26 protein-coding genes and 1 pseudogene are annotated in these 25739 nt (G+C 62.0%); 15 read left to right on the top strand and 12 right to left on the bottom strand.

What is annotated here, in order from left to right:
• Window positions 1-11: 11 nt before the first annotated feature.
• Both A0W34_RS24600 and A0W34_RS24595 read right to left on the bottom strand, forming a co-directional pair.
• Complete coding sequence (locus tag A0W34_RS24600) at window positions 12-482, bottom strand: nuclear transport factor 2 family protein (protein WP_030536992.1); 471 nt, start codon at window positions 480-482, stop codon at window positions 12-14.
• Window positions 479-2140: a class I adenylate-forming enzyme family protein gene (locus A0W34_RS24595; RefSeq protein WP_007732670.1), complete on the bottom strand. Its 1662-nt coding sequence runs from the start codon at window positions 2138-2140 to the stop codon at window positions 479-481. Before A0W34_RS24595 ends, A0W34_RS24600 begins: the two co-directional genes overlap by 4 nt.
• Window positions 2141-2394: 254 nt before the next feature.
• On the opposite strand from A0W34_RS24595, the gene A0W34_RS24590 reads away from it, so the two are divergent.
• The 3 genes from A0W34_RS24590 to A0W34_RS24580 are packed head-to-tail and all read left to right on the top strand — an operon-like array spanning window position 2395 to window position 5731.
• On the top strand, window positions 2395-4026 hold the full coding sequence (locus A0W34_RS24590; protein ID WP_442971951.1) for an AMP-binding protein: 1632 nt from the start codon (window positions 2395-2397) through the stop codon (window positions 4024-4026).
• Window positions 4023-4853 (top strand): SDR family NAD(P)-dependent oxidoreductase, encoded by an 831-nt coding sequence (locus A0W34_RS24585; RefSeq protein WP_030536994.1) that lies wholly within the window; start codon window positions 4023-4025, stop codon window positions 4851-4853. Before A0W34_RS24590 ends, A0W34_RS24585 begins: the two co-directional genes overlap by 4 nt.
• A complete protein-coding gene (locus tag A0W34_RS24580) occupies window positions 4850-5731 on the top strand; it encodes an LLM class F420-dependent oxidoreductase (protein WP_081558432.1) in 882 nt (293 codons plus the stop codon). Before A0W34_RS24585 ends, A0W34_RS24580 begins: the two co-directional genes overlap by 4 nt.
• Before the next feature lie 65 nt (window positions 5732-5796).
• Here A0W34_RS24580 and A0W34_RS24570 read toward each other — a convergent pair.
• Window positions 5797-6868: pseudogene (locus tag A0W34_RS24570) on the bottom strand (tyrosine-protein phosphatase).
• Between the two features lie 103 nt (window positions 6869-6971).
• Here A0W34_RS24570 and A0W34_RS33475 point away from each other — a divergent pair.
• Window positions 6972-7130, top strand: a complete 159-nt coding sequence (locus tag A0W34_RS33475; RefSeq protein WP_232329917.1) for a hypothetical protein — start codon at window positions 6972-6974, stop codon at window positions 7128-7130.
• A 36-nt stretch (window positions 7131-7166) separates the two neighbouring features.
• On the opposite strand, the gene A0W34_RS24565 is transcribed toward A0W34_RS33475, so the two are convergent.
• Together A0W34_RS24565 and A0W34_RS24560 are read right to left on the bottom strand one after the other, a co-directional pair.
• Window positions 7167-7730 (bottom strand): GtrA family protein, encoded by a 564-nt coding sequence (locus A0W34_RS24565; protein ID WP_003939753.1) that lies wholly within the window; start codon window positions 7728-7730, stop codon window positions 7167-7169.
• A 65-nt stretch (window positions 7731-7795) separates the two neighbouring features.
• Window positions 7796-9001 carry an enhanced intracellular survival protein Eis gene (locus tag A0W34_RS24560; protein WP_042924862.1) on the bottom strand — a complete coding sequence of 402 codons (1206 nt, stop codon included), beginning with the start codon at window positions 8999-9001 and terminating at the stop codon, window positions 7796-7798.
• A gap of 133 nt (window positions 9002-9134) precedes the next feature.
• On the opposite strand from A0W34_RS24560, the gene A0W34_RS24555 reads away from it, so the two are divergent.
• Window positions 9135-10355, top strand: coding sequence for a fatty acid desaturase family protein (locus A0W34_RS24555; RefSeq protein ID WP_007732653.1), 1221 nt, complete (start codon window positions 9135-9137; stop codon window positions 10353-10355).
• 4 nt (window positions 10356-10359) lie between these two features.
• On the opposite strand, the gene A0W34_RS24550 is transcribed toward A0W34_RS24555, so the two are convergent.
• The 4 genes from A0W34_RS24550 to A0W34_RS24535 form a co-directional block, all read right to left on the bottom strand.
• The gene (locus A0W34_RS24550) at window positions 10360-11028 is read right to left on the bottom strand and encodes a methionine ABC transporter permease (RefSeq protein WP_042448389.1); all 669 of its coding nucleotides are present in this window, start codon (window positions 11026-11028) and stop codon (window positions 10360-10362) included.
• Window positions 11025-12026: a methionine ABC transporter ATP-binding protein gene (locus A0W34_RS24545; protein WP_047270724.1), complete on the bottom strand. Its 1002-nt coding sequence runs from the start codon at window positions 12024-12026 to the stop codon at window positions 11025-11027. The genes A0W34_RS24550 and A0W34_RS24545 overlap by 4 nt, the downstream gene beginning before the upstream one ends.
• A 12-nt stretch (window positions 12027-12038) precedes the next feature.
• The gene (locus A0W34_RS24540) at window positions 12039-12896 is read right to left on the bottom strand and encodes a MetQ/NlpA family ABC transporter substrate-binding protein (RefSeq protein ID WP_003940478.1); all 858 of its coding nucleotides are present in this window, start codon (window positions 12894-12896) and stop codon (window positions 12039-12041) included.
• Between the two features lie 114 nt (window positions 12897-13010).
• Window positions 13011-13469: a nuclear transport factor 2 family protein gene (locus A0W34_RS24535; protein ID WP_030537000.1), complete on the bottom strand. Its 459-nt coding sequence runs from the start codon at window positions 13467-13469 to the stop codon at window positions 13011-13013.
• 130 nt (window positions 13470-13599) lie between these two features.
• On the opposite strand from A0W34_RS24535, the gene A0W34_RS24530 reads away from it, so the two are divergent.
• From A0W34_RS24530 to A0W34_RS24505, 6 genes are read left to right on the top strand one after another with little or no spacing between them, the layout of a single operon-like run.
• Entirely contained in the window at window positions 13600-14766 is a 1167-nt protein-coding gene (locus A0W34_RS24530; protein WP_003940442.1) for an acyl-CoA dehydrogenase family protein, read from the top strand.
• Window positions 14763-15710 (top strand): bifunctional MaoC family dehydratase N-terminal/OB-fold nucleic acid binding domain-containing protein, encoded by a 948-nt coding sequence (locus A0W34_RS24525; RefSeq protein ID WP_054827060.1) that lies wholly within the window; start codon window positions 14763-14765, stop codon window positions 15708-15710. Before A0W34_RS24530 ends, A0W34_RS24525 begins: the two co-directional genes overlap by 4 nt.
• Window positions 15710-16825 (top strand): acyl-CoA dehydrogenase family protein, encoded by a 1116-nt coding sequence (locus tag A0W34_RS24520; protein WP_030537002.1) that lies wholly within the window; start codon window positions 15710-15712, stop codon window positions 16823-16825. The genes A0W34_RS24525 and A0W34_RS24520 overlap by 1 nt, the downstream gene beginning before the upstream one ends.
• Window positions 16822-17250 carry a MaoC family dehydratase gene (locus A0W34_RS24515; RefSeq protein ID WP_081558428.1) on the top strand — a complete coding sequence of 143 codons (429 nt, stop codon included), beginning with the start codon at window positions 16822-16824 and terminating at the stop codon, window positions 17248-17250. The genes A0W34_RS24520 and A0W34_RS24515 overlap by 4 nt, the downstream gene beginning before the upstream one ends.
• The gene (locus A0W34_RS24510; protein ID WP_003940050.1) at window positions 17250-18428 is read left to right on the top strand and encodes a lipid-transfer protein; all 1179 of its coding nucleotides are present in this window, start codon (window positions 17250-17252) and stop codon (window positions 18426-18428) included. Before A0W34_RS24515 ends, A0W34_RS24510 begins: the two co-directional genes overlap by 1 nt.
• A gap of 14 nt (window positions 18429-18442) precedes the next feature.
• Complete coding sequence (locus A0W34_RS24505) at window positions 18443-19264, top strand: MaoC/PaaZ C-terminal domain-containing protein (RefSeq protein WP_007732645.1); 822 nt, start codon at window positions 18443-18445, stop codon at window positions 19262-19264.
• Window positions 19265-19374: 110 nt separating this feature from the next.
• Here the strand turns inward: A0W34_RS24505 and A0W34_RS24500 are convergent, their stop codons facing one another.
• Window positions 19375-20151 (bottom strand): SDR family oxidoreductase, encoded by a 777-nt coding sequence (locus A0W34_RS24500; protein WP_003940546.1) that lies wholly within the window; start codon window positions 20149-20151, stop codon window positions 19375-19377.
• Between the two features lie 199 nt (window positions 20152-20350).
• Here A0W34_RS24500 and A0W34_RS24495 point away from each other — a divergent pair, with 199 nt between their 5' ends.
• The gene (locus A0W34_RS24495; RefSeq protein WP_081558427.1) at window positions 20351-21112 is read left to right on the top strand and encodes an SDR family NAD(P)-dependent oxidoreductase; all 762 of its coding nucleotides are present in this window, start codon (window positions 20351-20353) and stop codon (window positions 21110-21112) included.
• A 15-nt stretch (window positions 21113-21127) separates the two neighbouring features.
• Here A0W34_RS24495 and A0W34_RS24490 read toward each other — a convergent pair whose 3' ends face one another.
• Both A0W34_RS24490 and A0W34_RS24485 read right to left on the bottom strand, forming a co-directional pair.
• Window positions 21128-21904 (bottom strand): SDR family NAD(P)-dependent oxidoreductase, encoded by a 777-nt coding sequence (locus tag A0W34_RS24490; RefSeq protein WP_007732641.1) that lies wholly within the window; start codon window positions 21902-21904, stop codon window positions 21128-21130.
• The gene (locus A0W34_RS24485; RefSeq protein WP_007732640.1) at window positions 21901-22539 is read right to left on the bottom strand and encodes a hypothetical protein; all 639 of its coding nucleotides are present in this window, start codon (window positions 22537-22539) and stop codon (window positions 21901-21903) included. Before A0W34_RS24485 ends, A0W34_RS24490 begins: the two co-directional genes overlap by 4 nt.
• A gap of 188 nt (window positions 22540-22727) precedes the next feature.
• On the opposite strand from A0W34_RS24485, the gene A0W34_RS24480 reads away from it, so the two are divergent.
• The 3 genes from A0W34_RS24480 (at window position 22728) to A0W34_RS24470 (ending at window position 25735) form a co-directional block, all read left to right on the top strand.
• Window positions 22728-23627 (top strand): LysR family transcriptional regulator, encoded by a 900-nt coding sequence (locus A0W34_RS24480; RefSeq protein WP_065455831.1) that lies wholly within the window; start codon window positions 22728-22730, stop codon window positions 23625-23627.
• Window positions 23628-23711: 84 nt separating this feature from the next.
• Window positions 23712-24743: a hypothetical protein gene (locus tag A0W34_RS24475; protein ID WP_081558426.1), complete on the top strand. Its 1032-nt coding sequence runs from the start codon at window positions 23712-23714 to the stop codon at window positions 24741-24743.
• Window positions 24744-24748: 5 nt separating this feature from the next.
• Window positions 24749-25735 (top strand): hypothetical protein, encoded by a 987-nt coding sequence (locus A0W34_RS24470; protein WP_030537005.1) that lies wholly within the window; start codon window positions 24749-24751, stop codon window positions 25733-25735.
• Window positions 25736-25739: the final 4 nt, after the last annotated feature.

Genomic DNA, 25739 nt, shown 5'->3' with positions numbered 1-25739 from the left:
TCGTCGTTCCTCTACAGTGCCCGCTTGGCATGCGCGGACATCTCGCCCATGTTGTCCAGACAGAAGAGTCTCGAGCTGAACTGCCACGACCCGTCGACGCAGGTGAAGCGATCGAAGTAGCGCCCCGCCAGAATGGGTTGCAGGGCAAGATCTTCGGTACCTTGGATGACCGTGACGTACGAGAGTGCCGTCGCTGATTCACCGTCGACTGCGATTCGCGTGTTGGTCAGCAGATGTTTGGTTCGTGGAACCGGCGGATCACCGTACATTCGAATGAAGCCGCTGCAGGCTGCGAACACTGCGTCGGCGTCGGACGAAATGAGCGTGGTGGCAACCCCGTCCGGCCCGCACTGCCCGTAGTCGGACGAGGCGAACAATGCAGCGACTTCACGCAATCGGCCCTGATCGATCAGATGCGTGTACTCGCAGAGCAGGTCACGGATCGCCGACTCGGCGACGATCCGTGACAGCTCCGCGGTCATACGGTGATCTCGCGCCGAACCATCTTGCCGGTTGCATTGCGAGGCAACAGATCGCTGGTGATGCGCCACTTCGACGGCACCTTGAAGTAGGACAGTCGCTCGGCGGCGTAATCACGCAGCTCCGCCTCCGTTGTGGCGGCTCCGGGACGCAGGACAACCACGGCGGACACTTCCTGGCCGAGGTCGGGGTGCGGCATGCCGATGACAGCGCACTCGATCACGTCTGGGTGTTCGTCGAGCGTCTGCTCGATCTCGGTGGGGTAGACGTTCTCGCCGCCACGCAGGATCAGGTCGGAACGACGACCGGTGAGACGGAGACGCCCGTTCTCGATTACGCCGAAATCGCCGGTGCGAAGCCAGCGTCCGGGGGCAATTGCCGACTCGGTCGCCTCGTCGTTCTCCCAGTATCCGAGCATGACGAAGGGGCTGCGTACGCACACTTCACCTTCGATGCCGTCCGGCAGCCATTCGCCGAAGGGATCGCGAATCTCCATCGAGACGGTGATGATCGGACGCCCGAGAGTGCCTGGGAATTCTTCGAGTTCGGCGCCGACGGCGACCGCAATGGCGGTGCTGCATTCGGTGAGGCCGTAGCTGTCGACCAGAGCATTGCGTGCGAACGGCACCTGCTCCTTGAGGCGTTCTTTGAACGCGGGCGACGACGGCGCGGATGCCAGCGAGAATGCAGTCAACGAAGAGACGTCGTACTTGGCGATGTTGCCGTGCTCGAGTAGCCGCGATGCCATCGTGGGGACAGCACCCCAGTTGGTGACACGCTCGCGTTCGACCAACCCGAGCACCTTGTCGACGTCGAAGCCGCCCTCGGTCAGGATGACGGCACTGCCCGTCGCGAGACGGGGAACCACCAGATTGTGCAGGCTGGCGATGTGGAAGAGCGGGGAGGTGAGTAGATAACGCAGTGGGCTCGGCTTGGAAGCGTCGTACTCACGGCCGGTGAATGCGGCGCCGATGGCGTCGCTGTACTTGTGGTAGTCGACGACGGCCATCACGTTGCGGTGCGAATGGAGTGCGCCCTTGGGGCGGCCGCTGGTACCACTGGTGAACAAGATGACGGCAGGGTCGTCCTCGTCGATGTCGGTGCTCGGCACGTCGGAGCCTGCATACTCCGCGATGAGCGCGGGCAGATCCTCTTCCATGGTGAGGACCGTGATGTCTGCCGGCAGTTCGGGGAGGGCGGCGCCGCGCTTGGCATCCACGACCAGAACCTTCGGACGTGAGAGCTCGATCCCGTGAGTGACCTCGCGCGGAACCCACCAACCGTTGAGACCGACTGCGATCGCGCCGAGCGCCTGCGTCGCGAAGAACGTCATGACCCATTCGGGAGTGTTGGCAGCGAGGATGCCCACACGGTCGCCCTTGCGGACTCCGTACTTGTCCCGCAGAGCAGTTGCCAGCGCGGCAACGGAATCGGCATGCTCGGTGAACGAGATTCGACGATCGCTGGTGACGAGATAGTCGCCGTCGCCCCAGGCGCGAGATGCCGAGATGAGTTCACCGATGGCGTGACCGCGGTTCTTCATCACAGGCATGACGGTGCCGAGAACCTCTTCTTCGACGATCTCGAATGGCCCACCTGGACCGGTGAGGCGTGAGACCGCCTGGTCCAGAAGCAACTGCGGATCTGCGGGGGCAGTCATGGAATGGCCTTTCGTATTGTGGCGCTTTTCACGTCACAAAATCTCACGAGAAAATCATATCTGTGGCGGCGGTTACCACTGAGCGAGACTGGGACGGTTCCGGCTCTGAGGCGTCGATACGTTCGAGTCGTATCGCAGTTGGAGTAATCGACATTCCGATATCGACTAGGACACAGGACACGATGACGAACACCGCCACCGAAGCATCTTCGAATGCAGCTCTTGCAGCTCCTCAGCGCGAGGACGTCGCGCAGATGTTGATCGACCGTCTCGGTGATCAGCACCTGGGCCTGCGGACGCGGACGCAGGACTGGAGCTGGGACGAGGTGGTGCGCGAGAGCGCAGCGCGCGGCTCGCTGGCGAAGTCGCTTCGCGCGCCCGGACCGTTTCACATCGGAGTACTTCTCGAGAACGATCCGGAGTTCCTGTTCTGGCTCGGCGGCGCGGCCCTGACCGGGGCCACGATCGTCGGCATCAATCCGACCAGGCGTGGAGCTGAACTCGAGGCTGAGGTCCGGTACGTCGACTGCCAGCTGATCGTCACCGACAAAGCAGGCTACGAGAAGCTTGCCGGCCTGGACCTCGGGCTGACCGAAGATCGTTTCGTCCTCGTCGACGACGCGTCGTACCCGGACAAGATTGCAGCACATCGCGTCGAGTCGCCTCAGATCGACCTCGGTGTCGACGCGTCGACGCTGTTCTTGCTTCTCTTCACCTCGGGCACCACCGGAATGTCCAAGGCAGTGCGGTGCAGCCAGGGGCGTCTGACGCGGTTGGCCTACGCGAACTGCGCCAAGTACGACATCGACCGCGACGACGTCTGCTACTGCTGCATGCCGCTCTTCCACGGCAACGCGTTGATGGCTCTGTGGGCGCCGGCCCTTTCGCAGGGAGCTACGGTCTGCCTCGTTCGTAAGTTCACGGCCTCGGGATTCATGCCGGACGTTCGGTTCTACGGCGCAACATATTTCACCTACGTCGGTAAGGCCTTGGGGTATCTCATGGCGACGCCGGAACTGCCCGACGACATCGAGAACACCCTCACCCACGGCTTCGGGACCGAGGCGTCGCCGGGGGACAAGGCAGAGTTCATCCGTCGTTTCGGTGCACAACTTTTCGAGGGATACGGTTCGAGTGAAGGTGCCGGTTCAGTAGTGCTCGATCCGAACCAACCTGCCGGAGCGCTGGGCCGTCCCGCGAGCGAGAACATCGTCATCGTCGATCCCGATACGCGCGAAGAGCGACCCCGCGCAATTCTCGACGAGCACGGTCACGTGCTGAACCCCGACGAATCCATCGGCGAGATGGTCGACAAGGCCGGATCGAAGAAGTTCGAGGGGTACTACAAGAACGAAGACGCGATCGCCGAGAAGATTCGCCACGGTTGGTACTGGACAGGCGATCTCGGCTACGTCGACGAGGCCGGCTTCATCTACTTCGCGGGACGCAAGGGCGACTGGATCCGGGTCGACGGTGAGAACACCTCGGCTTTGATGATCGAGCACATCCTGCGTCGGCACCCCAAAGTGATTGCCACGGGTGTCTTCGCGGTACCGGATCCGCGTTCGGGTGATCAGGTCATGGCTGCGATCGAGGTCGCCGATCTCGCCGATTTCGATCCGGTCGAGTTCGCCGACTACCTTGCCGCGCAGGCGGATCTGGGTACCAAGGCAGCGCCACGATTTGTTCGCGTTTCGACCGACCTGCCCGTCACGGGCTCCAACAAGGTACTCAAACGTGAACTTCAAGCCGATCGCTGGCGGACCGACGAACCAGTGTTCCACTGGGTGGGCCGAGGCACTCCCGAATACACGTTGATGACCGAAGCTGACGTGGTGAACCTGGAGAAGGAGTTCGAGACGCACGGCCGCACGCGGTTCCTGTGAGTGAAGTTGCGCTGGTGACCGGCGCTTCCCGGGGGATCGGCCGAGAGTGCGCGCTGGCATTCGCGCGCGCCGGATTCGACGTTGCAATCACTGCTCGCACCGTTCGTGAAGGAGAGGGGCGGGCAGCCCCGCGAACGAGGCAAGGCGAGCAAGTGATTCCGGTGCCCGGCAGCCTGGAGACGACGGTTGCCGAGATCGAGTCCTTCGGTGTGCGCGCATTGGCCGTTCCGATGAACCTGCTCGATCTGGCATCCGTCCGCGGCGCCGGTGAACGGGTGCTGGCCGAGTGGGGACGTGTCGACGTGCTGGTGAACAACGCCTATGCGCAGACTGTCGGAAACATGGACCGGGTGCTCGACATCGAGATCGACGACGCTCAGGCGATGGCGATCGGGAATTATCTGCACCAACTCGCTCTGGTCCAGGTGATACTCCCGTCGATGATCAAGAGCGGCAACGGCGTAGTGGTCAATCTGGCATCGGGTTCGGCGACCATGGATCCGCCTGCGCCTCCCGGCGAGGGTGGTTGGGGTCTGTCGTACGCCGCGTCGAAGGCGTCGTTCGGACGTATTGCCGGAGCGATCAACTCCGAGTACCGAGACGCCGGAATCAAAGCGTTCAACCTGAGTCCGGGATTTGTCATCACGGAATCAGGGAAAGCCCGTGGTGGCGCGGACGCAATCGTGGACGCCGGATTTGCGGCCACACCGGCATCCGTACCCGCTGCAGCGGCGGTGTGGCTTGCAACAGATCCCGATGCGGACCGGTACCTCGGTCGCGTCGTGGATGGTCCGAAATTGATGGCGACACTGGAGGAAACGGTATGAAGCTCGGCGTGGTCGTTCCGGTCGAACTGGGTCGAAGCGGAGACCCTGATTGGATTCTGCAATTCGCCCGTGCGGCCGAGTCGCTGGGTTTCGACGAGATCTCGGCAGTGGAGCACTCGGTGGTCATCGCCGACACCGCGAGCGAGTACCCCTATTCTCCGACCGGCAAATCGCATCTTCCCGATGACTGCGACATCCCGGATCCGCTCGAACTGCTTTCGTTCGTGGCGGGTGCCACAACCACCTTGGGCTTGTCCACTGGAGTTCTGGTGCTGCCCAATCACAATCCGGTAGTGCTCGCCAAAAGATTGGCGACGCTCGATCGCCTTTCCAGTGGGCGATTGCGCATCTGCCTCGGCCTGGGGTGGATGAAGGAAGAGATCGAGGCGTGCGGCGGTGACTTCGAGCGCCGCGGCAAGGTAGCCGATGAGGCCATCGCGGTGATGCGCTCACTCTGGGCGGGCAAGGAAGCGGTCGATTTCGACGGCGATTACTTCTCGTTCAAGGGTGCGTACAGCTGGCCGAAGCCGCACCGCGAATCCGGAGTTCCGCTCTACATCGGTGGACACAGTCTCGCTGCTGCTCGGCGAGCAGGCCGGTTGGGTGACGGTTTCCAGCCGCTGGGACTGGCCGGTGAAGAACTCGACAAGGCCGTAGCAGCGATGAAAGCTGCTGCGGTGAAGGCAGATCGAGATCCTGCCGACGTCTCGCTGGTACTCGGTGCGACACTGCCCAGGCTCGACGAAGCGAAACTCGAGTGGGCACGCGGGTTGGGAGCCGATCGAATCGTGCTGTCCGCCAGTCGTCGTGGCACGTCGCTGGAACTGATCATCGACGAAATGGCCGAATGCTCGAAGCGGCTGGGGCTGAGTAACTAGGAGTGCGGGCGTGACCGGCAGCCATCGGAGCGGCTGCCGGTCATTGCTGTCGGAACGTCGATCAGTTATTGCTTGGTCAGCAATTTGCTCCGGAGCTTTGCGATCGTGTCGGCGTCAAGTTTCAGCACGTCCTGCGAAAACTTCTCCCACCCACCGAACTGGTCGCGAATCTTGTCGAGTACTGGCTGAATCTGGCTGGGACGCTGCTCCATCAACGGTTTCAACAGATCGACATCGATTCCTTTCGAAGACAGAAACGTGTAGGTCTGTTCGTTCTTGGCTTTGTTGTAGGTGTTCGACAGGACGAAGTCGTCGACGATGGTCTTGTCAGGAACACCCAGAATGCCGAAGTAGAGCTGTCATCAGTCCAGTGCGGTCTTTGCCTGCCGTGCAGTGGTAAGCGACTGCGGACTCGGAATCGGCGATGGTCCGTAGGGCTTGGGAATACCCAGTCATTCCGTCAGGCTTGGACAGTTGGTCGACGGCGCCGGTGTCGCTGATCCGGACGGCTTCACCGCCCCCGAGCACCTGCTCCACGATTGCAGGGTCACCAGATTTCAGGGCACTCGTAATCGCTGTGGCAAGAGCCTGAGTGCCGGCATCCAGGACTGCCGTGTTGACCACTTTCACGTTCGCGGGAACCTTGTCTGCTCCGTCCTTTGCGATCTCGCTGTCACCTCGGAAATCGACAACGGTCCGGATGCCTGCGTTCTCGATCGTTTGTTGATCGTCAGCAGTCAGATCGCTCAAGCGGTCGCCACGAAAAACCAGGCCCCACTTGACTGATCGGCCGTCGGCTGTCTCGTATCCGCCGACATCACGCACGTTGGCTGCGCCCTGCAGCGTCACGTGGCGGGTTGACGCGATGGTGGAATTGCCGTCCTCGTCGATCACCTCGAAGTACCAGCGTGACAGTGGGTCGAGGCCGTCGACCTCAGTGGAGAAGCCGTCGACCGTGCCAATTTCCTTTCCTTCTGCGGCTGGGTTTTTCGGGTCGGTGGCGGCGAATACACGCACCTTTTCCGAGCCGCCGTGTTCCCAGACCAGTGAGTAGTGTCCGGCGGACGCTGATGTCACGTCGAGGTCGGTCGGCGTTTTCGCCGACTCGGCCTTGCTGCATGCGCCGAGTACGAGCATGAGTCCTGCCGCCGACAGCGCAAGAACTCGAGTTTTGCAAGTAGCCATGGGTCCTCCGAATCCAATTGGAAATCGGAGGCTACGCACCAGTGATCACTGTGTCGTGACCGTGTTGTGCAGAGCGGGAAAACTGCAGGCTGGAGAGCCTGTCGCCGATGATGATCAGGGATGGGCCAGCCCGTTCAGGAGCATCGCGCCGACAAAGATGGCACTGCTTGCGCGGGCGCTGCAGGACGGGTTGATCGCAATCGACGAACTCTGATCGAAGCGCGAGCGATCGGGTGCGTCGATCCGGGAGTCAGTCGAGGGCGGTGGCGTCGGTTGTCGGCGTCTTGGTGCCGGGAGTCGCTTCGATGTCGAGAACGACCTGGCTGTCGGTGGCTTCTTCGGGGAAGACGTACCGACGCATGGCCCACCAGCGGAAGGCCGTCGCCAGCAGGGTCCCGATGATCGATCCGCTGATGAAGTCCGCGAAGTTTTCCATCAACACCGACACCTCGGGTTGACGCAGATGGAACACGTACCGGGAGGTCCAGAGTGGTACCTGGTTGATGGCCAAACCGATACCCGCGACGATGAAGAACAGAGCGGCCTCGTGATGGCGCTGTCGACCACCGCGCTGCGCAAACGACCATTCGCGGTTGAGGACGTAGGACAGAACCGTCGCGATCAGGACCGCAAGGATGTTGGCCGTCACCGGGTGCTGAGGCAGAACCGTCCACTTGATGCCGAAGAACAGCACCGTGGTGACGATGAAGGCGATGCCGCCGACCACCAGGAACTTGAGCATTTCTGCGTGCGGCAGGACGCGCACGAGAACCCGCTCAGGAAGCCTATTGACCATCTTTTCGACAAACGCCATTGTTCGAGGCTAACCCTGAATACGACCGAGGGCACAAATCGTCGATGCCCGTGTCGGCAAGATCATCAGAATCCGTACCCGAGAATTGCGGGCTTCTGCGCGTTGAAAGCGAAGTCGAAATTCAGGATCTCCTGCGGATCGGACGCGTGGAGTCGGTGCGCCGCCGCGAAGGTCTTGGCCTGGTGCTCGCCCAGGTACAAGCTGCTCAGGACATCAGAGGGCATCGTGATCGCAGGCACCGCGTCAGTGGCCGTACAGGTGGCCTTGCCGTCCTTGACCTGAAGTGCGAAGGTTCCGCCGGCCTTCAGGAACGGATCTTCGACCTTGATGACTGTGTCCAGGTCAGCAGCATATTCACGAGCCTCGAGAGCCGCGGGAACGTCCATGATGCGCAGCCACAGTCGATCGGAGCGCGTCGTCGTCCGGGCAAGGCGGTAGTCCGTGAGCATCAGCCGGAGTGGATCGGCAGGATGCTGGCGTGTCTCGATCCGGGTGACGAGGTCGAGGCCGCAGATCGTGCGCCACAGCGCCGCGTGCGCATCTTCGGTGATCGTCACGAACTCGTCGATCCGGGCGATGCTGTCGCGGCCCTCGCTCGTGTGCCGGTAAGCGATGTATCCGTCCGCGTGTGTCAGAAAGAACAGTCCGGAGGCGCCGTCACGATCCTCGGACGGGTCGGCGAACATATGGTCCCAGAGCGGTTGCGGACGGACCTGAGCGCCGGGTGTCTGCAGCCGCCAGCGATCGTAGATCTCGGGAAGAAGCGTCGAGGCAGCTTTGATGTCGACGATGGACACGCCACCGTTGTCGGGCACCTCGGGGCGGAATCGTGCGAAGCGGCGATCGAGGGTGATGCCTTCGCTGAAGGTGGCCGGGCCGTATCCGAAGCGGTTGTAGATGCCGGCCTCGCTTGCCGTCAGGGCGGCAAGTGGTGCTCCGGTCGACTCGATGTGGGCGTGAAGTGCAGTGAACATCGAGCGTAGGACACCACGTCGACGGTGAGTCGGGGCGACGGATACCCAGGTGATTCCGCGCGTGGGGAGTTGGCGTCCGCCGGGCACGGTGAATTCCATGTCGATTTCGATGGCCACGCCGACGGGTAGGTCACCGTCGACGGCGAGGATGATGTCCTCGGGCTTGTAGAGCGCCTTCGTCAGTTCGCTGACCGCGGGAGACGGGTGAAAACCGAACCCCACCGAGTCGAGTAGTTGGAGAGCCGGCCAGTCGCTCTCGGTAGCGGTGCGGATGGTGATCTTGTTTTCGGGGCTCACGTATATCGACTCTGGCATAGATTGCGTGAAGACGCACATGAATATCGGGGCTGACGTTTCCGCACCGGCTCCCAGGGGTACCGCCCGACGGACCAGTCCTGCGGCACGGAGAAAACCGATACGGAGAAACACTGTGGCGATCACCGACATCAAGGAATATGCCCATCTGACCGAGGAAGACGTCGAGGCACTCGGGCGCGAGCTGGATGCCATTCGGCTCGACATCGAGGAGAAGCGCGGCGCGCACGACGCTCGATACATCCAGCGGACGATCGCGTTTCAGCGCTCTCTGATGGTGGCCGGCCGCATCGTCTTGTTCGCCAGCAAGAAGAAGCCTGCCTGGATTCTGGGGACTGCGCTGCTGGGGGTCGGCAAGATCATCGAGAACATGGAACTCGGCCACAACATCATCCACGGCCAGTGGGACTGGATGAACGATCCCGAGATTCACTCGAGCAACTGGGAGTGGGACAACACCTGCCCGTCCTCGGGATGGAAGCACTCGCACAACTTCACCCATCACAAGTTCACCAACATCGTCGGACTGGACAACGACGTGGGCTACGGAATCATGCGCGTCACGCGCGATCAAAAGTGGCACGCCGACTACCTCTTTCAACCGATCACGAATTTTGTGCTCGCGACCCTCTTCGAGTGGGGAGTGGCACTGCATCACCTCGAAACGGACAAACTCCGCAAGGGTGAGGTGAAGTGGTCCGAGAAATCGGAGATGGCCAAGGACGTCGGTAAGAAGATCGCGCGTCAGGTGGCGAAAGATTACATCCTGTTCCCCGCCCTGACCGGCCCCGCGTGGAAGACCACGTTGACGGCGAACGTCGTTGCGAACCTCATCCGAAACTACTGGAGTTACGCCGTCATCTTCTGCGGGCACTTTCCCGACGGTGCCGAGAAGTTCACGCTCGAGGAATTCGAGAACGAATCGCGCGCTCAGTGGTACCTACGACAGATGCTGGGCTCTGCCAACTTTCATGCCGGTCCCGTCATGGCCTTCATGAGCGGCAACCTCTGCTACCAGATCGAGCATCACTGCTTCCCGGATCTGCCGAGCAATCGGTACTCGGAAATCGCGGTGCCGCTGCGGGACTTGTGTGACAAGTACGACCTCCCGTACACGACCGGGCCGCTGTGGAAGCAGTACGGATTGACTCTGCGCACCATCTGGAAGTTGTCGCTGCCCAACAGGTTTCTCTCGGCTTCCCAGGACGACGCTCCGGAGACGCACTCGGAGTTGAAGTTCCGCATCCGAGGCGGAATCAAGGAAGTGTTCGGCGTCGATCCGCAGACGGGTAAGCGGCGCGGACTGCGAACAGCGATCGCGATGGTCTCGAGCTGATCAGTTACCGCTTGTGCGCCATTGAACGAACCACGAGATCGCCGGTCGACTGGATTGCCTGCACCAGCACGATCAAGATCACGACTGCGACGAACAGCACCGGTGTGTTGAATCGTTGGTAGCCGTACTTGATTGCGAAGTCGCCGAGTCCACCGGCGCCGATGGCACCTGCCATGGCCGAGAAGCCGATCAGCATCACCGCCGTCAGGGTTGCTCCTGCTACCAATCCCGGAACGGATTCGGGCAGTAGCACCTTGGTGATGATGTCTTTGTCGGTGGCGCCCATGGACCGCGCTGCCTCGACGCGTCCGGAATCGACTTCACGCAAGGCGTTCTCGACGACGCGCGCAAAGAAGGGCACCGAACCGATGGTCAGCGGGACGATCGCTGCCGTGGCGCCGAGCGCTGTTCCGACGATCGCCCTCGTTGCCGGGATGAGGAGCACCAACAAGATGACGAACGGCAGCGAACGGCCGACGTTCACCACGGTGCCCAGAACCGAATTGAGGACGCGGTTGGGACGGATTCCGTCGGGCGCGCTCGCGTGCAACAGAACACCGAGAGCGATACCGATGATCACGGTGAGCACGAACGAGACACCGACCATGTAGAGCGTGTCGAGTAGGGCTTCCCATGCTTCGCCCAGGGAATCCTGCCAGGACGTCTTGTTCATGAGAACGTCACCTTCACTCCGCGCTGCGAAAGATGTTCTTCGACAGACTTTCTTGTCTCTTCGTTGCTGACGAGTCCCGTGTGTGAGGCGAACTCCACGCGAAGGCGACCGACCTGATGGGATCCGATGTCCTCGATACCGCCGGAGATCACGGTGACGTCGACGTCGAGATCTCGTGAGAGTTGGGAAATCACGGGTGAGGTGGACAGTGAATCGACAAAGGTGAGGAGCGCCGGAATTCCGGTCGTGGACGTTCGTACCGTTCCGGTCGGCAGTAGCGCCTCTCCGAGGGGTGAGTCCGGGTCTGCGACCAGTTCGGTGAGCGTTCCCTCGTCGACGATGCGGCCCTGATCGATCAGCGCAGCGCGATGGCAGATCCGTCGAACCACGTTGAGCTCGTGGGTGATCAGAACAATGGTCACACCGAGTCGTCGATTGAGATCGGCGAGCAGGTCGAGGATCGAATCGGTTGTGTCCGAGTCGAGGGCGCTCGTGGCCTCGTCGCACAGGAGGACGTCGGGTGAAGCCGCCAAGGCTCTCGCGATGCCGACGCGTTGTTTCTGGCCGCCGGACAGTTGCGAGGGGAAGGCGTCACGTCGGTCTTCCAAGCCCACCAACTCGATCAGCTCGTCGACGCGGGCACGTCGATCTGCCCGAGAGTATCCCGCCACTTCGAGAGGGAAGGCGATGTTGGCGGCGACCGAACGGGAATGCAGCAGGTTGAAATGCTGGAACACGACCCCGATCCGCTTGCGTGTGTCGCGCAGTTGCGCTGGACTCAGCGCGGTCAGATCGGTGTCGCCCAACAGAATCCGGCCACTGGTCGGGCGTTCGAGCAGGTTGAGGCAGCGCAGCAAAGTCGACTTGCCGGCGCCGCTCTTGCCGATGATGCCGAAGATTTCGCCGTCTTCGATTTTCAGGGATACAGAATCGAGTGCATGCAGAACCTTTGTGCCGCTGCGGTATTCCTTGGAGACCGATTCGATCGAGAAGACCATGACGGGTCTCGATCAGGTAGCGCTGGCCGGAATGACCGAGCCCTGATAGGTCTGCTCGATGAACGTCGCGACGTCGGCGGACGTCAATGCCTCGGCCAACTTCTGTACTCGCGCATCGTTTTCGAGCGAGGTGCGTACGGTCAGGACATTGGCGTACGGGTTGCCCTCGGCCTTCTCGAGCACCAGGGCGTCCTTGGCCGGGTTGAGGCCACCTTCGATTGCGTAGTTGCCGTTGATGATTGCGAGATCGACATTTCCGTCGTCGAGCGTGCGCGGCAGCTGCGGGGGATCGACCTGGGTGAACGTGAGTCCCTTGGGGTTGTCGATGATGTTCTTCTCGCTGATCTGCGTGATGTCGGTGCCGGGGGCGCCCAACTGCTGATCGAGCTTGATCAATCCGGCCTGCTGCAGCAGGTACAGCCCACGGGCGAAGTTCGTCACGTTGTTGGACAAAGCGACCGTTGCGCCCTGGCGCAGGTCGGCCACGTTGGTGACCTTCTTGGAATATGCACCGAGGGGCTCGACGTGGACCTTCGCCACGGCGACCAGGTCGTCGACACCCTTTTCCTTCGACCACGATTCCTGGTACGGCACGTGCTGGAAGAAGTTGGCGTCGGTGTCTCCGGCTTCGAGCACCTCGTTGGCGTCGAGATCGCCGGTGATCTCGCTGACCTCGATCTTGGTGTCACCGAGCAGGCCCTTTTCTTCGACGAACTTCAGGATCTCGGCGTGCGGAACCGAAGAAGCGACGATGCGAAGAGGTGCGTTCTCGTCGGAGGAGTTGTCGCTCGAGCACGCGGCTACGGTTCCGACTGCGACGGCGGCCACTGCGAAGGCAGCGAGGAATCTTCTGGTGCGCGAGCGTGACATGTGAATCTCCAAGACATAGCCGAACGCACGCCGAGATGGCGTGACAGTTGCTGAACGCTAGCCCGGTAAACCTCCCGTGAGGAGATACAGAATCACCGCGATTTTTTCATGTACCTATTGTCCGAGCAGGATGACCGGAACGTCCTCGGCAAAATCGACTACCAGTTCGCGACGCGAGAACAGCCAGGTGCCGTCGATCTTTTCGAAGCTGTCCTGGTAACGAATCTCGATCCGGTTGTCCCGGTGGCCCTCGCCCCGCGGATAGATGTGGTGGGCGGAGCAGTAAGCCTCACCGTGTGCGGTGGTGGGGCCGTCGAGGTCGAGGATCTGCTGCTCGACGATGTGCCGGGTCGAGTGCAGATGTGAGACGGCATCGACCACCGAACTGCTGACGACGGAATTCCCACGTATCTCCGTCGGCGCACCCGTTCCGTTCAGTGCCGGCGGCAAGACGAATGCCACGTCGTCAGTGAAGAGAGCCGCAAGTGCAGTGGTGTTTCGGCGGTCGACGGCCTGTGCATACCTGGCGGCCAAGTCGGTGAGAGCGACGCGATCCGAGGAGTCCATGCGCATATCTCACCCTATGTGACGCCGCTCATGTTTCGGCTTCCCGCTCATCGAGACACTCACAGCGCCCACCTGGGCATCTGGTTAGCGTCCAGGCCAAGAGTTGCCAGCCATGAATGCCATAGGAGAAACAGCGATGGATCTGAGGGAATCGCCCGAGCAGCAGGAGCTCCGCAAGGAGTTGCGCGCGTACTTCGCGGCGCTGCTGCCGGAAGAGAAGCGTCGCGCGGCCGGCGAGCAAGGTGTGGGTGGCGAGTACTTCCGCGAGATCGTGAAGTTGCTGGGCAAGGACGGTTGGCTCGGTATCGGCTGGCCCAAGGAATTCGGTGGACAGGGACGCTCCATCGAAGAGCAGTTCGTGTTCTTCGACGAGGTTCAGCGCGCAGGTCTGCCGTTTCCCTTCGTGACGGTCAATACCGTCGGACCGACGTTGATGAAGTACGGCACCGAAGAACAGAAGGAACGTTTCCTGCCCGGCATCCTGGCCGGCGACATCGTCTTCGCAATCGGGTACACCGAGCCCGAGGCCGGCACCGACCTTGCGTCACTCAAGACTCGTGCGGTTCTCGACGGTGACGAGTGGATCGTCGACGGCAACAAGATCTTCACCAGTGGCGCCAACACTGCCGACTACGTGTGGCTGGCCTGCCGCACCGACGCGGATGCCCCCAAGCACAAGGGAATCTCGATCCTGATCGTCCCCACCGAGGATGCAGGCTTCGAGTGGTCACCGATCAACACCGTCGGCGGTTTGATGGTGACGTCCACGTACTACTCCGGCATTCGAGTTCCGTCGAAGGACGTTGTGGGCGAGGTCAACGGCGGCTGGCAGCTCATCACGGCTCAGCTCAACCACGAGCGAATCGGCCTGGCGGCCATCGGTGGTCGCACGTACGGTCTGTGGAACCTGGTCCTGGACTGGGCCAAGGAAAACGGCGCCATCGACATCCCGTGGGTGCAACAGGACTTCGCTCGCACACACGCCAAGCTCGAGGCCATGCGACTGCTGAATTGGAAGATGACGGCAGCCGTCGCACAGGACACGCTCTCCGGAGCCGACGCCGGTGCCACCAAGACGTACGGGACCGAGACTCACGTCGACGTCTACCGCACCCTGCTCGGAATTCTCGGCTCCGCCGGTCGCATCCGCCCCGAGTCTCCGGGCGCTCTGCTTGCCGGTCAGATCGAGCAGATCTCGCGTCAGGGTGTCGTGAACACCTTCGGCGGCGGCGTCAACGAAGTTCTGCGGGACATGGTCGGCACCATCGGCTTGGGACTCGTTCGCGAAAAGAGGGTCAAGTGAGCGACATTTCAGCGCAACTCGACGCTTTTGTCGGCCAGACGCTTGTTCCCACCACCTGGGGACCCGACGAGGTCAACATCCCCATGATCCGGCATTGGGCCGAGACCATGGGCGATACCAACCCCGTCTACCTCGACGACGACGCCGCCCGCGCCACCGGACGCGACGGCGTCGTCGCTCCCGCTCAGATGCTCCAGGTCTGGATCATGCGGACCTTTACCGACAAGATGGCGGGCAACGACCCGTCGCAGGTGTGGACCGATCTGATCGCCACCCTCGACGCAGCCGGCTACAGCTCTGTCGTGGCCACCGATTCCGATCAGGAGTTCTTCGCCGAACTGCGCCCAGGCGATCGCGTTAACTACACCGAGGTCATCGAGTCGATTTCGCCGGAGAAGAAGACCGGCCTCGGTGTCGGACACTTCGTCACGACGCTCAAGACCTACCGCAACGGTGACGATCAGGTTGTCGGCACCCAGCGGTGGCGGACGCTGCGGTTCAAACCTCAGGAATCTGCTGCGCCCGAAGCTCCTCGTGCACTGCGTCCGCGTCCGGCTCTCAACGCGGACAACGCTTTCTGGTTCGAAGCAGCCAAGGAGCACCGTCTGGTGATCCAGCGCTGCACGTCCTGCAAGACGCTGCGTCATCCCACCGGCCCGATGTGCGGGGAGTGCCGGTCACTCGAGTGGGACACGATCAACGCGTCGGGTCGTGGCACGGTGTACAGCTTCGTGGTCAATCACCACCCCAAGATCGACGCGTTCGACTACCCGCTCATCGTTGCGGTAATCGAACTCGAAGAGGGAACCCGATTGATCGCCAACATGGTGGGTATCGCGCCCGAAGATGTCGTGGTCGACATGCCCGTGGAACTTGACTGGATCGACGCCGACCCGGATCTGACGCTTCCCGCGTTCCGGCCGGCCGTACGCGAGGAGCACTGATGGACTTCAATTTCAGCGAAGAGCAGGAAGCAATTCGCGCACTGGCCGACGAGGTCTTCACCAGCAAGGCAACGATCGAGCGCACCAAGGAGATCGAACTCTCCGCTGAGCGCGTCGACCGTGAACTGTGGCGTGAGCTCGCGAGCACCGGGTTGCTCGGTATCGCCCTGCCGGAGGAGTTCGGCGGCGGTGGCCTCGGCTTGTCCGAGCTGTACGCACTGCTCGAACAGCAGGGACGTCACGTTGCGGCCGTGCCGATCTGGGAAACGACCCTTGCAGCATTGGCTGTCAACGAATTCGGCTCTGATTCCCTTCGCGCCGAACTCCTTCCGGGAGTTGCCGACGGCAGTCGATTCCTGACCGTCGGTCTCGAAGAGTTCGGTCCGTACACTGGCGGCGACCCACTGACCACGGCTGAGCAGGACGCCGACGGCAACTGGACTCTGACGGGTGAGAAGGCAGTAGTGCCGATGACTCACGTCGCGAACCTTGCTCTCGTTTCGGCAACCGCTTCCACTGGTACGGCACTGCTGCTGGTCGACCTGAGTGCCGAGGGAGTGACGCTCGAACAGACGCAGTCCACCAGTTGGGAGATCTGTGCCAACGTCACCTTTGCCGGTGCCCCCGCGCAGCTGATCGGTGCGGCTGACGGCACCACGGTTCCGTGGCTGATCGACCGCGTTCAGCTGGCATTGGCCGCAATCCAATGGGGCGTCGGGTCGGGTGCAGTCGCGCAGGCCGTCACGTACCTGAACGGCCGCAAGCAGTTCGGCCGTCCGCTGGCGACCTTCCAGGCCGTCAATCATCAACTCGCTGACTGCTACATCGATCTCGAAGCGATGCGCGTGACACTGTGGCAGGCCGCCTGGCGCATCTCCGAGGGACTGGATCTCGGCACCTCGGTACTGGTCGCCAAGTGGTGGGCTACCGACGGCGGACAGCGCGTCGTGCATCGCACCACGCATGTTCACGGCGGCATGGGCGTCGACACCGACTACCCGGTTCACCGTCATCTGTTGTGGGGCAAGCAGATTGCTGCCACCCTCGGTGGTTCCAGCTCCGATCTGGCGCGTCTGGGTGCGCAGCTCGCATCCGGTGTGGAGGTGCTCGCATGACCGTACTTGCCAGTCGCAGTTACGCAGACGTCGTTGTCGGAGAGGCATTGCCCGAGTTGGCGATCCCGCTGACCCGCACGTTGATCGTCGCCACGGCAATCGCCACTCGCGATTTTCAGGACGTGCACCACGATCCGAGCCTGGCGCAGGAGCGTGGCTCGAAGGATGTCTTCATGAACATCCTCACGAGCAACGGTCTTGTCGGTCGATACGTCACGGACTGGGCCGGATCTGCATCGACCCTGCGCCGCATCGCCATTCGTCTCGGGGCGCCCAACTACCCGGGTGACACCATGACGATGACCGGTGAGGTCGTGTCCAAGGAAGACGGAGTGGTCATGGTCAAGGTGCAGGGTGCAAACAGCCTCGGCAACCATGCATCCGGCACCGTCGCAGTCGCTTTCAAGGAAGAGGAGAGGCCCTGATGGCGATCAGCCCACTCTCGGGAGCCGCCGCCATCGTCGGCATCGGATCCACCGAGTTCTCCAAGAACTCCGGCCGCACCGAACTGCAGTTGGCGTGTGAGGCCATCGTCGCGGCACTCGCTGACGCCGGTATCGATCCGTCCGAGGTCGACGGTCTGTCCACCTACACGTCGGAGACGAACGGCGAAGCGATCGTGGCTCGCAACTGCGGCCTCGGTGAGCTCAAGTTCTTCTCGCGCATTCACTACGGAGGCGGCGCTGCGTGTGCCACCGTGCAGCAGGCGGCCATGGCAGTTGCGACGGGTGTTGCCGACGTCGTGGTTTGTTACCGCGCCTTCAACGAGCGCTCCGGTGTGCGCTACGGCCTAGGGCAGCACGATCGCCCCATGGACAGCACCGCGGATCGCGCGGCATATGCGTGGATGACTCCGCAGGGATTGTCGACTCCCGCTCAGTGGGTCGCCATGTTCGCCCGCCGCTACATGCACCAGTACGGTGCGACGAGTGAGGACTTCGGACGAGTTGCAGTGGTGGCGCGCAAGCATGCCGCCAACAACCCGGCTGCTTGGTTCTACGAGCGTCCGATCACGCTCGAGGACCATCAGAACTCGCGCTGGATCGCCGAGCCGCTGCACCTGCTCGACTGCTGCCAGGAAACCGACGGTGGCCAGGCATTGGTCATCGTCTCTGCCGAGCGCGCAAAGGATCTGGCCAACAAGCCCGTCGTCATCAAGGGCGCCGCTCAGGGCAGTAGCAAGGATCAGCACATGATGACCAGCTACTACCGGCCCGACATCTCGGGTATCCCGGAGATGGGCCTGGTTGCTCGTCAGTTGTACGGCCAGAGCGGCCTGACCCCTGATGACATCAACGCCGCGATCCTGTACGACCACTTCACCCCGTTGGTGCTTCCGCAGCTCGAAGAACTGGGCTTCTGCAAGCCAGGCGAAGCCAAGGACTTCATCCGCGAAGGCAACCTCGAGATCGGTGGACGCCTGCCGTCCAACACTCACGGTGGTCAGGTCGGCGAGGCGTACCTGCACGGTGTCAACGGAATTGCCGAAGGTGTGCGACTGGTGCGAGGCACGTCGACCAACCAGCCCGAGGGCGTCGAAAACGTATTGGTCACAGCCGGAACAGCAGTACCCACCAGCGGTCTCGTTCTCGGCGCTGTTTGAGAGAGGAAAAGACAGTGACAACTTCGGAAGCTGCGAAGACCGCCGGCGATTGGCGTGGAGCCGATCTCGGGACCCGCACCGTGTCGTACACCGAGCGCGACGCGATCCTGTACGCACTTGCCGTGGGCGCCAAGGCGACCGAGCTGGACCTCGTCTTCGAGGATCAGCTTCGGGTACTGCCGACCTTTGCTCTGACGCTGGCGCAGTGGGCTCCCGACGCTCTGGGTTCGGCGGGCGCCTTCGACACCTCGACGGCACTGCACGGCTCGCAAGAGCTGAAAGTGCTTGCTCCGCTTCCGCGTAGCGGTGACGTGACCTTGAAGGCTTCGGTCGGCGAGGTGTGGGACAAGGGCGCAGCGGCCGTGTTCGAAGTGAAGGTGGAGTGCGAATACTTCGTCGCGACCTGGTCACTTTTTGCCCCCGGTGCCGGTGGATTCGGCGGAGAACGTGGACCCTCACGTCCGGCGGAGCCGACCGGCGAGCCTTCGTTGACCGGTGTGCTGACCACAGCGGAGAACCAGACGGCGATGTACCGGCTCCTGGGCGACAAGCACCACATCCACATCGATCCCCAGGCTGCGGCGCGGATCAACCAGCCGCGTCCGATCATGCACGGCCTGTGTACGTTGGCCGCCAGCACACTCGAGCTTGCTCGGGTCGCCGGAGTGCATCCGGCTGATCTTGTCAGTCTCGAAGGTCGATTCGCTGCGGCGATCCATCCGGGTGAGGCGCCGTCCATCGTTGCGTGGGGAACTCCCGACGACCTGGCCTTCCAGGTCACCAAGGGTGATCAGGTAGCGATTTCCGGTGCACGAGTGAGCTTCTCCGCTCGCTAGTCCCTCCAGACTCAACTGCGGGGTGCTTGACCCCTCGTCGCGCCCCGCAGTTGTTCACACGAAGAAGCAGCCCCCGAGCGAATCCGCTCAGGGGCTGCTTCGTATTTGTTTCAATCCTGGTGGGTCGCCATGTAGCGAGCCGGGTACTCACCGCCGCCGTGAACGGCGATGTCGGCGCCGTTCACGTACGAGGAGAGCGGGCTCGCCAGGAACAGGCAGGAGTTGGCGATATCGGCCGGCACGGCCATGCGCTCCATCGGAATGGTCCTGGTGACCGCAGCGCCGCCGTCGGCGCCGTAGACCTCGGCGGCAGCCTCGGTACGGATCAGGCCGGTGGTGATGTGGTTGATCCGGACCTTCGGCGCCCATTCGAGGGCCAATGCCTTGGTCAGAACGAGGAGGCCTGCCTTGGCTGCGCTGTACGCCGCGGTTCCGGGCTGCGGGTCGATCGCCGAGACACTGCCGATGTTGATGATGGCACCGCCGTCGTCCTGAGTCTGCATCACTGCATTTGCGGCCTGGGCAACGTTGAAGGGTGCCAACAGGTTCAGGGCCACGATCTTCTCGACGAAGCGGGGTGACACCGTCGCAGCGTCGGCGTCGGGGGAGCCGCCGGCGTTGTTGACCAGGACGTCCAGACGGCCGAAGCGCTCGACGGCATCCTGGACGAGGGCTGCGGCGTCGGCGGGATCGCGGACGTCCGTGGCGCGAAAGGCTGCGCTACGACCGTCGGCGGTGGGTAGGTTTTCGGGCTCGTTACGGCCACAGACCAGCACGTTCGCACCCGCGGCGAGGAAGGTTTCGGCGATGACGTAGCCGATGCCTTTGGTGCCGCCGGTGACGATCACCGAGCGTCCGCTGAAATCGACGGGGTTGGGCAGTGTCACGGTGGAGCCTTCCTGGTGCGGTGCCGAGCTGAATTGCCGCCCAATGTGATTGACGCGACGTGGTCGCACACCTTAGGGTCAAGCAAGTGCTTGGTTGTTTTGTAGGTCGAGTGTAGACGACAAACAGCGGCAGTCACCAGAATCGACCGGTCCCTCCCGCAAAAGGGACCTCTGCGTCGACGGACATTGGAGTAGTCACATGGGCAAGCTCGAAGGCAAAGTCGCACTCATCACCGGTGCGGGTCAGGGAATCGGGCAGGGGATTGCCCTGGCCTTGGCCAAAGAGGGCGCCGTGATCGCCGTTGCCGGCCGCACCGAATCCAAGTTGCACACCACGTGCGGACTACTGGCTGACATCGGTGCGCGCGGTGAGGCGGTGGTCTGCGACGTCAGCAAGAAGGACGACATCACCGACGCCGTGGACCGTACCGTCGAACTGTTCGGCGGAATCGACATCCTGGTCAACAACGCCAACGACTGCAAGCCCGGCCCACTCTTGAGCGTGCTCGACGAAGACTTCGAGCGTTCCTTCGCGACGGGGCCGCTCGCCACCCTGCGCATGATGCAGGCGTCGTACCCCCACATGAACAGTCGTGGCGGTGGCGTCATCATCAACATGGTCACCTCGGCGGCGGTGCGCTGGGATGCCAGTAACTACGGCGCTTACGGTTCCATCAAAGAAGGCATGCGCTCGTTGACCCGCGCTGCCGCCTGCGAATGGGGCAAGGACAACATTCGCGTTCTCAATGTTGCCCCGCACGCCAAGACTCCCGCGTTGCAGTGGTGGATGGAAAAGAATCCCGAAGAGGCAGCGGCATTTGTCGCAGGTATTCCGCTGGGACGCGTCGGAGACCCCGAGACCGACATCGGTCGTGCCGTCGTCTTCCTCGTCAGCGAAGACGCCGGGTACCTCACGGGTGCCACGATCCCGCTCGACGGCGGCCAGTCGCGCTGGGGCTGACCGCCATCGACCCGATCAGGTCATCACGGCGCCGCCGTCGACGGCAATCGTCTGGCCGGTGACGTTGCGAGCCTTGTCACTGAGCAAGAAGGCGACCATCTCGGCGATGTCTCCGGGCGTCTGAGCTCGACCCATCGGAACCATCTGTGCGACAAAAGAATCGAAGACGTCAGCATCGGAAACATCTGTGAGCGAGGGATCGCGTCGACGCAGTTCCTTGATGGTTCGAAGCCACATGTCGGTGAGGATCAGGCCGGGCATGACCGTATTCGAGCGAAGTCCTCGAGTCGCACCGATTCGGGCGACGCTGTGACTCATCTCGATCACGGCGGCCTTCGACGGTCCGTAGTGCGCGAGCATGTCACCGCCCAAGCGGGCACCGATCGACGCGATGTTGACGATCGCTGCCGGACCCTCGGTTCTGCTCACGAATTCGCGGCACATCAGGAAGCTGCCCTTGGTGTTCACCGCAAAGGTGTTGTCCCACTGGTCTTCGGTGATCTCGAGGAACGGAGTGAAGACGCCGATTCCGGCGCCGTTGACGAGTGCAGTCGGGCTTCCGGCCGATGCAGCCACGTCGAAGGCGTTCTTGACGTCACCTTCACGTCGAACATCGCATCGTGCCGTGTGGACTGCTACGCCAAGGCTTTCCAGGCGTGCTGCGGTGTCGGCGAGTGCGGCCTCTTCGATGTCGAGGAGAAGCAGGGTGCCGAAGTCCTCCGCAAGGCGCTCGGCAATAGCGGCGCCCAACCCGGCAGCTGCGCCGGTGACAATGGCTACGGGCGCGCTCACGGCAGGTGCGTTTCGAGCAGTGGGGCAAGCAGTTCGGCTGCGCGCGCCGCAGTGATGACCTCGCTCGGGTCCACCTTGGTCACGACTTTCGAAGCAGAATCTTCGTAGACATGCTCACCGATGAGTCGCCCCTGCTCGTCGTACGGCCAGACAAATGCCAAGGTCCGACGCACGAGATACCAACCGTCGGGGTCGATGTCCGACGACTGTTCGGGGGCTGCGGGGGTGGATCCACCCGATTCGTGCACCGCGCCGAACACCCCGTCTCCCAGAATCGATCCTGGGACGAATTGACTGAAGAGAGTCTCACCCGAGAATCCGCTGTCGGAGACCGCGAAGTCGGACTGTCCGGTCCACATGACAAGGGTGTCCGTCTCGGCGAGTGACTGGTAGAAGTTGGTGACGGCGTCCATGCCGTCGAGGACAATCGACTGCCCGTCTTCGAACAACCGGTAGACGGGTTCTTCGACGGTCATGTCGGGCGAGAGGATTTCCTTGTAACGACCGGAGACCTCGAGCAATGCGTGGCGCCGGTAGTTTCGGAGGATCTTCTGGTGCCGCGGATTGTCGATGGTTTCCAATTGCTTTTCGACGCCATCCATCATGTGGACGAATTCGTGCTCGTACTTGCTCATCACATCTCCTGGTTTCGCGGATTCGGCGGGCTGTCCGGATCTGCGACAACTGTGACCTGACGTGGCATTCGCTGTACATGTAGAACTTCGTTCGACAATTGCCGGTTTGCTTAACTCCGCTGTTCAGATACCGTGATGGTCATCACTTTGCTGGCGAACGGCGGCCTAAGACAACCGAATGGACGGTAATGAAAAAGGCGAGAAGAGGTGAAGATCTGAATCTGCGGTTGGTGTCCTCGTTGCTCGTCGTCGTGGCGGAAGGGCACTTCGGACGAGCGGCAGACCGGTTGTTCGTCACGGCGCCTGCTCTCAGTCAGCAGATTCGTCGACTCGAGGAGCAGGTGGGAGTCGAGTTGATCGATCGCAGTTCGCACCCGGTGGTGCTCACCGCCGCGGGTGAGGTGTTCGTCGCGGATGCACGGCCCGCTCTCGAGTTCGCCGTCCGCGCGATGAACGGGCTCGACGCACTCGAGCGTCGGCGGGCCAGGCGGTTGCGGATCGGATTCATCAACGGGGCGGCCGGAAGTTTGGGACGTGCGGTGATCGATTCGTTGCATGCGGAGGTGGAGCTGGTCCAATTGGACTGGTCCCAACAGGTTTCCGCGGTGGCGAGCGCGACCGTCGATGCCGCCTTCGTGCGCCCTCCACTGCCGGTGCTCGACGGTGTGGTGCTCGAACGGATCGGCGTCGAACCGCGGGTGGTGGCCCTGCCTCGAGGACACCGACTGGCGGGCCGTACGAGCATCGAGATTTCTGAAATAGATGGGACTGTGCAGGTTTCGAGTGACGGTGCGCCACCCGAATGGGTGAAATGGTGGTCGGTGGACCCGCGCCCCAGTGGTGTACCCGTCCGGTACGGTCCCTCTGTCCGCACGATGGACGAAGCGCTCGAGGTTGTCGCCAACGGTCGGGCGGTGGTGATAACGGCAGCAACCATTGCCGAGTACTACACCCGCTCGGATATCAGTTTCGTGCGCATTTCCGATATCGAGCAGTGTTCGATCGATCTGTGTACCCGTGAGGGCGACAGCAGTCCGGCAGTGATCGAGCTACGCAAAGCTGTTTCAGCCCTCGGTGCCGACAGGTGATTGCTGTGTCCTGATGTGATGCGCATGTACTCGGATGAAATACGCATTCTTGCCGTTTTCGTTTTAGTCGCTTAGACTAAAACCATGAAAACGACGCACACTGCACTCGAAACGGTCGAGACGGCAAAGGTTTCGGCTGATGTGTTCGGGGGAGTCCCCAGTGATCTCGACTCCCGCCGCGCTGCAAAGCGTCGTTTTCATCGGCTCGCCTCAGCCATTCATCCGGACCGGGCGAAGCCCGAAGATCGGGTGCGATACTCGGCCGCAACATCTCGATTGAACGAGCTTTACCGCAGTTGGACAGTGGAGTTCGAGCCGGCAGATTCTCGACCCGTTTATGTCGGCGAGCGGGGCGAGTACATGTTGGGTGGACTGGTAGAGCGCGGCTCGGTCGCTAACCTGTACCGGTCCGATGCCGGTGTCGTACTCAAGATTCCGCGAAACCCTCGGGCGAACTCGATGATCGAGGCCGAACGGAATGTGCTGACGGACATCGAGAATTCGTGCGAAGCCGGTTGGGCAGTCTCGTACTTCCCGCGATTGATCGATCGAATCACCCATGTGGGCAGCGGCACGAGACGTCAGATCGATGTGCTGGACGATCTGACCGAAGGTTTTGTGAGTCTCGCCGACGTCCGTGAGGCGTATCCGGGTGGCCTCGATCCACGGGACTGGGCGTGGATGCACCGACGGCTACTTCGGGCTCTGGCAGCAGCACATGCGACTGGTTGGGTGCACACCGCGATTACCGCGGAGAACGTGCTGATCGAGCCTGATCGGCACGGGGTGGTGCTGGTCGGCTGGTCCTTTGGCACCCGTACGGGCAGCCGCCCGGTGGCGACGATCGGTTCCGATCGTGATTCGTACCCACCGGAACTCGGCGAAGGAGCGTCTCCGGCCTGGGACGTCTACATGGCTCATCATTTGATGCTCCGAATGCTGGGCGAGCAGACCCACGAACGGATGAAGGTGTTTGCCGACGGCTGCATGCAGGACAACCCGAGATTGCGTCCCGACGCGGTCGACCTACTGGGTGAGTTCGACGAACTCCTCGATCTTCTCTATGGCCAGCGGACATTTCGTCCGTTCGCCGTTCCATCCACGAAAGGACAGTGATTGTCATGGGCTACGGATACTGGGACGACAACACCTATTTGGCGGGCAAGACTTTTCGTGCCGCACGCGGTGTCGACGATTTCGGTTACACCGATTCGCTTCGGTCGCGTCCGCGAAGCAGTTGGAAAGCGGACCCGACCCTCGACCCCTTCGGCGTCGACAAGCGTGAATGCCGAGACTCGGCCGGGCACCCCGATTCTCTCCCGATAGCAGTGCTTTTCGATGTCACCGGCTCGATGGGCGCTGTTCCGCGAATCATGCAGGACAAGCTCGGAAAGCTGCACGGGCTGCTGCAACGCAAGGGATACGCGGATGATCCGCAGATTCTGTTCGGTGGTATCGGCGACGCCGATTCCGATCAGGTGCCACTACAAGTCGGTCAGTTCGAGTCGGGTAACGCGATGGACGAGCAGCTTCGGACGATCTTCCTCGAGGGCAACGGTGGCGGACAGAAGTCGGAAAGCTATGAATTGGCAGCATATTTCATGGCGCGCCACACCAGTACGGATGCCTGGGAGAAGCGCGGAAGGAAAGGCTACCTCTTCATCATCGGCGACGAGCTGAACAAGCCGCGGCTCTCGGCTCGTCACATCCGTTCGGTGATCGGGGACAAGGTACGTCAGGACGTATCGGTCTCGTCGATCTACCGTGAACTCGAAGAAAGATGGAATGTCTACTTCGTTCTGCCAGATCAGTCGTCGTACTTCAACGATCCGGAAATCGCGGATCACTGGAAGAAGTTGCTCGGTGAACGCTTCGTCAAACTCGACGACCCCGCTGCGGTGTGCGAACTGATCGCGCTGACGGTCGGAATCGGCGAGGACCGCATCGACCTGCGTGACGGACTGGCGGATCTCCGCGACATCGGTTCAAGAGCTGAAGCCGAGACCGTCGGCAAGGCTCTCGCTCTAATTCCAGGGCGCAGCACCGCGACGGTGGCCGGGTTGCCCCACGATCTCGGAACCGATACGGACGATGTCGATTTCGCATAGAAGG

Origin of the sequence: Rhodococcus sp. BH4 (genome assembly GCF_002079265.1) — a bacterium.
GTDB classification, from domain to species: Bacteria; Actinomycetota; Actinomycetes; order Mycobacteriales; family Mycobacteriaceae; genus Rhodococcus_F; species Rhodococcus_F qingshengii.
Note: the sequence above shows the minus strand (reverse complement) of the source record. Positions and strands in the feature narration are given on the sequence as shown.